Consider the following 12124-nt stretch of genomic DNA (forward strand, 5'->3'; position numbering starts at 1 on the left):
GGTTTGGCGTTTTTTACAAGCAATCTTTTTTTTTGTTGTTGTAAATAGTAAACCCGACAGGTTCTGAAAACCTGTCGGGTTTGACTCTTTATCATAACCTCACCTCCTAGCCCCGATAGAAGTGGACATCCTTTTGTGGCGGGGTTCGACACAAAAGATACAAACGAATAGCGAGATAAAGCTCCCCAATACTTAAATTACAAACCTCAAATTCCAAATTCCAAACCTAAAGGCTTCGACTTCGCTCAGCCGGACATTCGCCTCAGCCGGGCATTTGTCTATATTAGACAAAAACTACTCTTATATACAGAATAGATGAAAAAGCAAACCCGACAGGTTCTGAAAAACTGTCGGGCTGTACATATCCTCTAGAACAATACCATCAATCGAAACGAATAGCTTTGACCGGAGAAATCTTTGTGATTATATAAGAAGGAATCAACAGCACTACAAAACAAACCCCAACCGTAAGCAAATTCAATAAAACAATATGCCAAATGTTAAAATAGACCGGAGCCTGGTTTACATAGTAATTTTCAGGATTTAAGCGAATCACTCCAAACTGCTGCTGAATTAACAACAAAGCAATACCAATTAAATTACCCCAAAACAGCCCCCGAACAATCAAATAGAAGGCGTTATACAAAAACACTTTACGAACCATCCAATTATTTGCCCCCAAAGCTTTTAAAATTCCGATCATTTGAGTTCTTTCCAAAATCAAAACCAATAACGCAACAACCATGTTAATGGTAGCCACCAAGATCATTACTCCTAATATCACTATGATATTAAAATCAAAAAGCTGTAACCAATCAAATATATAACTGTACTTCTCTATTATTGTTTTGGTATCTAAATTAGATGATGTTTGCTCATAAATTTTTTCTCCTGTCGCTTTAATAGCATCAAAATCATTGATGAATACCTCAAAAGCACCAACCTGATTGGATCCCCATTTATTAATTCTTTGAATATGCCTTATATCTCCCAAAATATAGGTCGCATCAAAATCCTGAAAACCTGAACTAAAAACACCTGCTATTCTAAATCGGCGGCTATTAGGCATTTTTCCCTGTTCTTCTTTGATAAAAAAAGTATTAAAATTATCCCCTACTTTAAGATGAAGTCGATCTGCAAGGAATTTTGAAATCAAAACATCTTCGTTTAAAGCGGCTGAAAAATCAGGCAACTTGCCTTCTACCAAATACTCTTCTATATTTTTCCAGTCATAATCTGCCCCGACTCCTTTGAAGATTATACCTTCAAAAGAATTCTCTGTCCTGATGATTCCAGCCTTACTGGCGATTGCCTGAATATGACTTACTTCAGGAACCGATTTAAATTCAGGATAAAACTCCTGTTTTTTCGAAATAGGAGTCAAAGTAACATCAGAATTGTTATTATCGTAGTTTGAAATTATAATCTGCCCATTGAAAGCTGAGACCTTATCCCTTATTTTCTTTTGAAGACCAATCCCTGTCGCAACAGAAACGATCATCATTATCATACCGATAGCGATGGCCGAAATAGCAATTTTAATAATAGGCGCCGAAATACTGCTTTTAAAATCTTTTGCAGTAATTAGCCTTTTCGCTATGAAATATTCTAAACTCAAATTTTATGTTATCTTGAAATTATTAATTATATCTGCTTTCAGTTCATTCGAATCAAAAGTACATTTTAAAAACCAAAAATGAATTGCTTCTAAAAACAATTATCAAATGTTTAGAAGGCTATAAAGGAAGCTTTTTCTTCATTTCCTCCACTATATTATACGCAGCAGGACAAATAGCCACATTCTTCAATGTTAAGTCGGCTATCTGATGAAACTTTTTACGATCTGTATGTGGAAATTCTCTGCATGCTTTCGGACGGACATCATAAATCATACAGTAATTTTCATTATCCAAAAAAGCACAAGGAACACTTTTCAAAACATAATCTTTATCCTCATCAATTCTGAGATATTGTTCAATAAATTGCTGTGGCTTTTGTCGGAATGATTTTGAAATCCTTTCAATATCAGCCAAAGTAAACAAAGGCCCGGTAGTTTTGCAGCAATTCGCACATTGCAGACAGTCTGTTTTTTTAAATTCGGCGTCGTGCAAATCCTGCATCACATAATCCAGATTCTTTGGCTGTTTCTTTTTAAGCTTATCAAAATACTTTTTATTTTCGATATGCTTATCTTTGGCTAACTTATTTAAGTTATTTAAAATTTGCTTCAAGTTTAAGATTTAAAGTTGATCTGCAAAATTAAACAACTTTAAACTTGAAACCTTAAACTTTGAACTAAAATACAATGAAAGATCTTTTCGGGAAAGCCATGTACGATTTCCAAACGAATAATTCACCTCAGAATATTATCACTGAAACTTCTATTTCTGAAGAAGATGAAATGAGTGTGGATTATTTATTCCGTTCGCACAATGAAATGCCTAAACTCGAACAAAAAGCTCTGCAATTAGCTTTCGGAAAAACCCTGGACGTAGGCTGTGGAGCAGGAAGTCACAGTTTGTCTTTACAAAATGACAGAAATCTGGAGGTTGTTTCAATTGACATTTCAGAAAACGCAATTGAAACCTGCAAGCTTCGCGGAGTCAAAAACGCCATGGTCAAAAATATTCTCGATTTTGAAGGAGAAAAATTCGACACTATCATTCTACTAATGAATGGAGTTGGAATTTTCGGTAAACTAGAGAATTGCAACAAGTATCTTACTAAACTAAAATCTCTTCTGAATCCGGGCGGGCAAATTTTACTCGACAGTTCAGACATTATCTATATGTTTGACGAGGATGAAGATGGCGGAAAATGGATCCCGTCCAATAATGATTATTACGGCGAGCTCGTCTTTAACATTTCCTATAAAGATGAAAAAGAAGAACCGTTCGACTGGTTATACCTTGATTATAATACACTTCAAAATGCCGCTAGTGCAAATGGATTAAAATGTGAGCTTATTCTTGAAGGCGACCACTATGATTATTTAGCTAAACTCTCTCTATAAAACAAAGAAAAATGAACGAAACAGATTTAGAAAAACTAAAATATCCTATCGGAAAATTTAATACTCCAACAGATTACTCCCCTGAATACATTTCCGATAACATTGCCATCATTGCGTCTTTTCCCGAAAGATTAAAAAAAGAAACGATTCATTTAACCGACGAACAACTTGACACCCCTTATCGTCCAGACGGGTGGACCTTACGACAAGTAATTCATCACTGCGCCGAAAGCCACATGAACTGTTATATCAGAGTAAAATGGGCTTTAACCGAAAATAATCCCGTAATAAAAGCTTATGATGAAAAATTATGGTCGGAATTACAGGACAATCTAACCATGCCCATCCAACCAACCTTATACCTACTAGAAGGATTACATTACCGGTTAGCTTATATCATGAAAAATCTAAGTCCGCAAGATTTAAACAAGTCATTTATTCATCCTGAAAACAACTCCGAATACCTGATCAAACAAATCATCGGAATGTATGCCTGGCACAGCAACCATCATTTGACCCATATAACAAACTTAAAAAACAGTAAAAATTGGATCTAAATCCAATGTTTCATTTTTACACAGTGTATAATATTTACCATAGACAAAAAAATCTCTTCAATTGAAGAGATTTTTTTTTGTTTAAATACCTTAAGGGATATTTAAATATTTATGTGTTTGAAGCGAAACTCTCCATTTTGGATTATTCATCACATAATCCACAATCAGGGGTGTCATTTCTTCTTTTTTACTCCATTCCGGCTGAAGAAATAAAATTGCGTTGTCATTTACCAACTCTGCTTGCTCTTCTGCAAAAATAAAATCATGTTTGTTATAAATAATTACTTTCAACTCATGTGCATTCTCGTACACTGTTTGAGTAGGCAGCTTATTTTTTTTAGGCGAAAGACAAATCCAATCCCAAGTACCAGATAATGGATAAGCTCCTGAAGTCTCGATATGAACTTTCATATTTTTATCCTTTAACTGCTGGGTTAACAAACCCATATCCCATGTCAAAGGCTCACCTCCTGTAATCACTACAGTATCGGCCTGACTTGACGCATTATTTACAATTAAATCAATACTTGTTGGCGGATGTAACTCAGCATTCCAACTTTCCTTCACATCACACCAATGACAGCCCACATCACAACCTCCAATTCGTATAAAGTAAGCAGCCGTCCCGGTATGAAAACCTTCTCCCTGAATGGTATAAAATTCTTCCATCAAAGGCAACATTGCTCCTTTATTTACTTCTAATTGTATTTCTTTTGATAACATTATTCTATTTTAAAGTGCAAAGATAGTCAATTAAATACGGAACAAAAAAAACCGATAGTTCAAAGAAACTACCGGTTTTTATATTTGACTGTAAATTTATATTATTTCAAAGCTTTTACAGATTGCGCAGCGTAAGCATTTGCAGGATCTAAAGCTAAACTCTTATTGAAATATTCAATTGCTTTTGCTTTATCAGTATTGGCATAACTAGCTCCAATACTATTGTAAGCTTCTACTATTTTTTTAACTGTAGCCGGCTTAGCCATTTCTTCAGGACCTTTAGCAGTAGTTCTTGTTACGTACTCTTCGTAGTTTTTAATGATTAAATCGTCTTTCTCTAACAAGTTGTTGATTCTACCTTTGTACAAGTAAGCCTCATTATAAGTTGGAGAAGCTTCTAAGATTCTATCAAAAGCAACATCCGCTTTTCCTAAAGCTACAGGATCAGCAGCTCCATTTGTTTTATTTGCGTTAGCGTAATAAAGAGAAATACCGTAGTAAATATTATCATCTAAATAGTTTTTAGACTCTTTGTTCGTTGTTCCAAGCTCTAAAACAGTAGCAGCCTGAGCAAATTGTTTTTTCCCGAACAAAGCTTTTCCTAAATCAGATAATTCCTCAACCACTAAAGGCTCAAGTTCGATCGCTTTTTTGATATCTGCTATACCAGCATCAAAAGAAACCTGATCAACAGTTCCGTCAGCGGCAGTTCCTTTTTTAATTTTTGACAAACCTAAATACAAGTAATCTCTACCAATTACTTTATTAGAAGGCACTTTGATATAATCTTCAATAGATTTGATCGCTACATCTACGTTTCCATTCTCATAAGCAGCATATCCTAAATATCTGAAAATTCTAGGATTTACTTTATCCTCAGCAATCATTTTGTTTGCAACAGTCTCTAAACTCTTATAATCCTTAACCAAGATCAAGAAATCAGCGTGACGCATTTTAGAATCTAAAGAGTAATCCGTAAGATTTAAATACTTCTCATAGTTTGTAATTGCATTTTGCATGTTAACTTTAGAAGTAGATGGTTTATTTCTTCCCCATTTGTAATACGTCTCAGCCAACTCTCTGTAAACCGGACCATAATTAGCACTTAAAGCGATTACTTCATTAAAAGATTTAATTGCTTCATCATAAGATTTAGCACCTTTCAATAAAACCCCAAGCTGCATTTTTGCTCTTAAAAGTGTCGGATCAGCAGCGAATGCATCACGGTATGCTTTGTAAGCATCATTTTGATTGTTTGCCCCATAGTAAGCATCACCAATAGCCAAAAGCGCTGATGCATTCTGAGGATCAATTACCAACGCGCGCTTCAAAACAGCTATAGCATTTGTATAATCAGGTGAAGTAGAATTCATGTAAGCTCTACCGATGTAAATAAACTCTTCTACATCTTTACGTTTCATATCTTTTGTAGCCAAAGCAAAATTTGCCTGAGCGGCAGCTGCATTCTTCGCATCAAGATCTAATTGACCTAATCCAATATAATTTAAGCTTTTCTTATCTGATGCCTGTAAACCATTTGCATAATAAATTTTAGCAGAATCAACGATTGCCTGATTTAAATATACATTACCTAAAACAAAATTAGCTTCTCCATCAGAAGGTTTTGCTTTGATGATTGATTTTAGCAATGACTTTGCTTTTTGAAATTGCTCAGCATCGATTGCTTTTTTAGCTTCTTTGATATCTTGCGCTTTTACTACAGTAGCTGAAGCAACTAAGGCAAGACTAAAAATTTTAAATTTATTCATCTCTAATTGTAATTAATTTATTCTTTATCTTTTACTATTTGATTCCTTATTTTAAGCTTTCTTCCAGGAGTTCTAACCGGTAACAAACCTGATTTCAGAACTATCCTTTGTCCAATATCGCCGGCAATAAAGGATGCAAACCCCATTCCTAAACCAGAATAACCCTGGCAATTTATGATAAACAAATCACGTGCCAAAGGATATTTCACTTCTGCAAGATCATTCTGAGTTGGGCTATAATATTGATTACTGTTTAATCCTTTGACGCTCAATACATTTATTTTCTTAACCACATCCGCCATGTTAGGTGATGGCTGAGAAAGCCAATTTACTCCAACTACCCCAATCATACCATCATTCTCAGATACAAATTTAATAACTTCATCGTTCGTTTTAAAAGAAAACACTCCTTTTACAGGAACTTCTTTAACTTTCGCTAATTCCTTCATATAACGTACGGTGCTTGAATTTGGATTATCAAACACAAGTCCTTTAATTCTTGCATCAGGTTTACCCTGCATAAAATCGATTACCGTTTTCAACGCTATTAATGTATCATTATTGCCTTTGTTCGAAATAAAAGCAATTGCATCTGTCGCGAAAGGCGTAACTCTTGGCTTTATTTTACTTTTTTCAAATTTAGCCAATTCTTCTTTCGTCAAATCTCTTGTTGTAACCACAACTTTTGCTTTCTGATTGAGTAAATCATTTATAAGCTCAGCCTCTGACTTTGGTTTTACTGTAATCTTTGCATCGTAATAAGTTCCCTCGAAGACAGCAACCTGATCGTCTACAATAGGTTTTACAGTTTCATCGACAGTAATATCGATTGCTCCTTTTAAAATTGTTTCCTTATCGTTTTTACTTTTTTGGTTGCACATGGCAAACAAAAAAACAAAAACTACCAAGCCTCCAATCTTACTATACTTTAACATAATTATTCTGCGTTTGAATTAATTAATCTCAAAAAACGAATTGCTGAATACACTATCAATAATCCTCCAAAAGCATATCTATACTTTTGTTCCATATTTAGCGGAAGTTTCTCCCAAAACATGATCATTAAACCGAGTACAAGATATATTAAAAAGAACAGTATTCCTAAAACAAGAAGAAATCGCTCTTTGAGCGATTTCTTCTGAATATTATTAAGTATATCTTTTAACATTATTCTGCAGATTGAATAGTAATAGGCAGAGAGTAAAGCACCCTAACTTTTTTACCATTTTGCTCGCCGGGAGTCCATTTTGGACATTTTTTAAGAACACGAATTGCTTCTGCTCCTGTACCGTAACCGATATCCCTTAAAACTTTAATGTCGGTTAATGAACCGTCTTTTTCAACTACAAAAGTAACATAAACTTTACCTTTTAAACCTTCTTCTTCCGGAGTCTTGTAATTGTTTCCTACGAATTTGTAGAATTTCTCAATTCCTCCAGGGAAATCTGGTTTTACTTCGATACCTGCAGTATTATAAACGTTGTTATCTTCCTGAATGATCTCTGTAACTGGTCCTTTACCCACTGGCTCATCAACAGTTAAAACTGCATCCGGATCTCCTTTGATGGTTTCAGCACCTACCTTTTTGTCCTTTAGTTCCTCAATTTTTGGAGGATCTTCAGTAACTTCATTTGCCTTAGCAACAACCGGCTTCACAAACTTCACCTGATCCACTTTTGGTGGTGGTGGCGGTGGTGGCGGTTGGTTTGGCTTTACTTCCTCTTTTTTAGGAGGTAATTTCACTGTAGCGATCTTAATATCTGTATTGATTTCGTCCTCACTGGAATCCGGTAAGTAACTTGCAATAAGAGGAGCTGCAACAGCAAAGCTAAAAATAATAGACCCTATGACAAGAGACTTTACAGTCGTCTTACCGTTCGATTTTCTTAACTCATATGCACCATATATCTTATTACGCCCTTCGAATACGATATCAAGCCACTGATTTTTAATTATATCTAATTTCATTTTTCTTGATTATTTAGGATATTAAAACAAGACAACTCTTATTTACTATCTATCAATTTAGTTTCTTCAGGACTAAATTCAGGAACAATTGCATACGTATCTACTCCTGTAATAGCCATCTCATCCAACATATCAACTAAATTGCGGTAAGTTGATTTTTTAGTTGGCTTAATGATCACGATAATCCCATTTTTAGGTTTCCCTAAAGCTGTAGAATATTCTAAAACCGATTTCTTTCTTTTAAGAACTTCTCTACGAATTCCATCCTTACCATATGCGATATCTTTTGGTCCAGCAATTGGAGTTGCAAGCAATCCCATATAATAAACCATTTTATTATTCTCACCTAGCATCACAGTCATCGTACGGTTCTCATCTACCTTGATATCTTTATTCTTGGTAGGATCTTCATCTTTATTTGGCAACGACAGATCCATCGATTGAGGTTTTGACAACGATGTGGTTAACATAAAGAACGTGATCAATAAGAATGCCAAATCTACCATCGCCGTTAAATCGACTTTCGAATTCTGCTTTTTACTTCTTACTTTGCCACCTTTTCCGCCACCACCGTCGCCGGTATTTAATTCAGCCATTTTAGTGTATCTTTTTTAATTAAAAGTCTTTTCCTCTCATACCTGTAACTAAGTTAAAGGAATTGATTTTCTGATCTTGTAAAATATCCATAATCTTTTTGATTTGTGGATATTGTTCTTTAGCATCTCCTTTGATTGCAATTTGCAATTCTTTGTCATCAAGGTCAATTGCAGCTCTTCTTGAAACTAAAAGCCACTCTTTTAATTGATTGTCTAAAGAATCGATTGGAATACCAGGTTGATCAGCTTTTACTCTATCCGCCGCTTTCATATCGATGATTTGCTTTAAATTTGTTACCGGAACACCGAAGTCGTCCATTAAGGCAAATTTAGTTTTATCATCTTCTGAGAAAGTCACACCGAATTTAGCTCCCATTCCTTCAAGAGTTCTTTTACGAATCTCTCTTCCTTTGATATCAAAAAACACTTTGCTTTTTCCGTCTTTTCCTTTACCTATCGTAATAATTGCCAAATCAGAATCTGGTAATTTACTTTGAACAGTAGAAGAAGGCATATCTACAGGAAGTGCCTCTGGCACCTTAGCAGTAGCGGTCAAAATAAAGAACGTAAGCAAAAGGAACGCAACATCACACATGGCAGTCATATCTGTCGATGTTGACTTTTTTTTCATTTTTATTTTAGCCATTCTCTTTTATTTTATTTTGATAAATAATTAATTATATATAATATCAAAAATTAATTATTGTTTCAAACTTCCTCTGAATCTTCTGTAAGTATTCACGATTGTAGTACCAGCCTCATCGATAGAGTAAGTTAAATCATCAATTTTAGCAGTAAAGAAGTTGTAAGAAACGATTGCTAAGATTGAAGTAGAGATACCTGTTGCAGTGTTGATAAGTGCCTCAGAGATACCTGTTGCAAGAGCAGCCTGGTCTGGAGTTCCAGCAGAAGCTAACGCACCAAACGCTTTAATCATACCAGATACTGTTCCTAATAATCCTCCTAAAGTTCCTAATGATACTAAAGTAGAGATAATAGTCATATTTTTTTCTAACATTGGCATTTCTAATGAAGTTGCCTCTTCGATTTCTTTGTGGATTACTTCTGAAGCTTCTTCACTGTTGAAACCTTCTTTTTTAACATCTTGATATTTAATCAAAGCAGATTTAATTGCGTTTGCAACTGAACCTTGTTGTTTGTCACATGAAGCGATAGCAGCCTCGATGTTTCCTTCTTTAATGCTTCCTTGTACATTTTTCATAAATGTATCTAAGTTAGCTTTACCAGCAGCTTTACCGATAACGATAAATCTCTCAATAGAAAAAACAACAACCATTAAAAACATACCTAATAATACTGGTACGATAAAACCTCCTTTATAAACCTGTCCTAATGTATTGATAGGGTGACCTGTTTCTGGATTTCCTCCTTCAAAGTTAGCTGCATCTCCCATGATTACTTTCCAAATAAACACCCCAACTAAAATACACGCTACAATAATGATTCCAGTGATCATTCCTCCTCCGTTTGAAGTGCTTTCTTTTTTAACTTTAACGTTTGCCATTTTTTTTAATTTTAATAGTTTTAAATAATTTTTATTTTTTAGTTATATTTAACTTGTAGAGGAGCAAATTTATACGTTTAGTTTAAATAAAAAAACTTTTTTTAATTTAATTGAAGGAAATTTAACGTCAATTTAAAAAATATCTCATTAAATTGCCGATATCATTTTTTAGATAAAACAAAAAAAAGGGCTAATAATGGGAAAATTACAACGTTTTAGTAAATATTCAAACATTCCATTGATATCTTCTTAAAAAGTTGCGAAATTGTTTTTTATATTTTTTTTAACCCGAAAAAGTTTTTTCCTACTAAAGAAAAACAGCCTAAAATGTTAATAAACCTAGCAAACCTCTTATAATCATCTAAATTACAAATAAAAACATGAATAAAAAAGACAATTTCATTCAGGATATCAACAATGGCTATTCTTCAAAGGGAGATAGTATTGTTCTTGGAAGTGCCATTCTGGACGGAGAACCACTTGGAGAAGCTCATGTCAAAATTCCTCTGAAAACATTAAACCGCCACGGACTGATTGCCGGGGCAACAGGGACGGGAAAAACCAAAACGATACAGGTTTTCTCTGAGCAGCTTTCGAATGTGGGAGTTCCTGTTTTGATGATGGATATTAAAGGTGACTTTAGCGGAATCGCCGAAGAAGGTAAAGAAGAAGGTTTTATAACGGAGCGTCATGCTAAAATAAACATACCTTATAATATAGCTTCTTTTCCTGTTGAATTAATGTCACTCTCTAAACAGAACGGAGTTCGCTTAAGAGCTACTGTTTCGGAGTTTGGACCGGTGTTATTTTCCCGAATTTTAGACCTGAATGATACGCAGGCTGGTGTTGTTGCCGTCATCTTTAAATATTGTGATGATAACAAAATGCCGCTGCTTGATTTAAAAGACATTAAAAAGGTTCTTAATTATATTACCGAGGAAGGCAAAGATGAAATAACTGCTAACTACGGCAAGATCTCAACCGCAACCACGGGAACAATTCTTAGAAAGATTATAGAATTGGAGCAGCAGGGCGGTGACTTGTTCTTTGGTGAACTTTCGTTTGAAATTGATGATTTAATGCGAATTGATGAAAACGGAAAGGGCTACGTAAACATTATCCGCTTGACGGATATTCAGGATAAACCTAAATTGTTCTCGACTTTTATGCTGAGTTTACTGGCTGAAATCTATCAGCAAATGCCGGAAAAAGGAGATGTTACACAACCTGAACTGGTCATTTTTATTGATGAAGCACATTTGATTTTCAACGAAGCCAGCAAGGCTCTTCTGGAACAAATCGAAACAATCGTAAAACTAATCCGTTCTAAAGGAGTTGGAATTTATTTTGTAACTCAGAATCCAATGGATGTTCCGAGTGGTGTATTGGCGCAATTGGGTTTAAAAATTCAGCACGCACTGAGGGCTTTTACTGCTAATGACCGTCAGGCGATAAAAAAGACAGCAGACAATTATCCAACTTCTCCTTATTATAAGACGGATGAATTACTCACCAGTTTAGGAATTGGAGAGGCTTTGGTAACAGCATTAAATGAAAAGGGAGTCCCTACTCCGCTTGTAGCGACTATGATGCGTGCGCCTATGAGTCGAATGGATGTTTTAACTTCTGAAGAAATTGAAGGAATCAATAGTAAATCGAAACTCGTAAAAAAATACCTGGAGGAAATTGATCGGGAAAGTGCCTACGAAATTCTGAACAAGAAAATTGAAGACGCTACTCAGGCGGCTGCAGAACAAGAGGAAGAAACTCCGGCAAAATCATCTAAATCTGAACCAAGCACCGCTAGCGTTGTTGGTAAATCGGTTTTAAAAGTAGTTACCAGCGCTACCTTTATAAGAGGCGTCTTTGGAGTTTTATCCAAAATATTTAAAAAGTGACAATATCAAAAGTCAATAACAATGTCAATGACAATTTAAAATTGATTTTTTGACATTGTTATTGACATTGCTTTT

General features: G+C 34.9%; 13 protein-coding genes. 3 read left to right on the forward strand and 10 right to left on the reverse strand.

Annotated elements, in window-relative coordinates; genetic code table 11:
* Nucleotides 1–382: 382 nt before the first annotated feature.
* Nucleotides 383–1618, reverse strand: coding sequence for an ABC transporter permease (locus ACAM30_RS05685; protein WP_369617601.1), 1236 nt, complete (start codon nt 1616–1618; stop codon nt 383–385).
* A 118-nt stretch (nt 1619–1736) separates the two neighbouring features.
* Entirely contained in the window at nt 1737–2231 is a 495-nt protein-coding gene (locus ACAM30_RS05690; protein ID WP_369617602.1) for a YkgJ family cysteine cluster protein, read from the reverse strand.
* Between the two features lie 74 nt (nt 2232–2305).
* On the opposite strand from ACAM30_RS05690, the gene ACAM30_RS05695 reads away from it, so the two are divergent.
* Together ACAM30_RS05695 and ACAM30_RS05700 are read left to right on the forward strand one after the other, a co-directional pair.
* Nucleotides 2306–3013: a class I SAM-dependent methyltransferase gene (locus ACAM30_RS05695; RefSeq protein ID WP_369617603.1), complete on the forward strand. Its 708-nt coding sequence runs from the start codon at nt 2306–2308 to the stop codon at nt 3011–3013.
* Nucleotides 3014–3024: 11 nt separating this feature from the next.
* Nucleotides 3025–3570, forward strand: coding sequence for a YfiT family bacillithiol transferase (locus tag ACAM30_RS05700; RefSeq protein ID WP_369617604.1), 546 nt, complete (start codon nt 3025–3027; stop codon nt 3568–3570).
* 90 nt (nt 3571–3660) lie between these two features.
* On the opposite strand, the gene ACAM30_RS05705 is transcribed toward ACAM30_RS05700, so the two are convergent.
* The 8 genes from ACAM30_RS05705 to ACAM30_RS05740 form a co-directional block, all read right to left on the reverse strand.
* On the reverse strand, nt 3661–4293 hold the full coding sequence (locus ACAM30_RS05705) for a 7-carboxy-7-deazaguanine synthase QueE (protein ID WP_369617605.1): 633 nt from the start codon (nt 4291–4293) through the stop codon (nt 3661–3663).
* Between the two features lie 101 nt (nt 4294–4394).
* A complete protein-coding gene (locus ACAM30_RS05710; protein ID WP_369617606.1) occupies nt 4395–6062 on the reverse strand; it encodes a tetratricopeptide repeat protein in 1668 nt (555 codons plus the stop codon).
* A gap of 17 nt (nt 6063–6079) precedes the next feature.
* The gene (locus ACAM30_RS05715) at nt 6080–6997 is read right to left on the reverse strand and encodes a PstS family phosphate ABC transporter substrate-binding protein (RefSeq protein WP_369617607.1); all 918 of its coding nucleotides are present in this window, start codon (nt 6995–6997) and stop codon (nt 6080–6082) included.
* A gap of 2 nt (nt 6998–6999) precedes the next feature.
* On the reverse strand, nt 7000–7230 hold the full coding sequence (locus tag ACAM30_RS05720) for a hypothetical protein (protein WP_264531438.1): 231 nt from the start codon (nt 7228–7230) through the stop codon (nt 7000–7002).
* Nucleotides 7230–8030, reverse strand: coding sequence for an energy transducer TonB (locus tag ACAM30_RS05725; RefSeq protein ID WP_369617608.1), 801 nt, complete (start codon nt 8028–8030; stop codon nt 7230–7232). Before ACAM30_RS05725 ends, ACAM30_RS05720 begins: the two co-directional genes overlap by 1 nt.
* A gap of 38 nt (nt 8031–8068) precedes the next feature.
* The gene (locus ACAM30_RS05730) at nt 8069–8626 is read right to left on the reverse strand and encodes an ExbD/TolR family protein (protein WP_369617609.1); all 558 of its coding nucleotides are present in this window, start codon (nt 8624–8626) and stop codon (nt 8069–8071) included.
* Nucleotides 8627–8645: 19 nt separating this feature from the next.
* Nucleotides 8646–9272, reverse strand: coding sequence for an ExbD/TolR family protein (locus ACAM30_RS05735; RefSeq protein WP_369617610.1), 627 nt, complete (start codon nt 9270–9272; stop codon nt 8646–8648).
* Nucleotides 9273–9326: 54 nt separating this feature from the next.
* Complete coding sequence (locus tag ACAM30_RS05740; RefSeq protein WP_017496148.1) at nt 9327–10151, reverse strand: MotA/TolQ/ExbB proton channel family protein; 825 nt, start codon at nt 10149–10151, stop codon at nt 9327–9329.
* Nucleotides 10152–10531: 380 nt separating this feature from the next.
* Between ACAM30_RS05740 and ACAM30_RS05745 the strand changes: the two genes are divergently transcribed.
* Nucleotides 10532–12049: a helicase HerA-like domain-containing protein gene (locus tag ACAM30_RS05745; RefSeq protein ID WP_369617611.1), complete on the forward strand. Its 1518-nt coding sequence runs from the start codon at nt 10532–10534 to the stop codon at nt 12047–12049.
* Nucleotides 12050–12124: the final 75 nt, after the last annotated feature.

The organism is Flavobacterium sp. CFS9, assembly GCF_041154745.1.
Lineage (GTDB): Bacteria > Bacteroidota > Bacteroidia > Flavobacteriales > Flavobacteriaceae > Flavobacterium.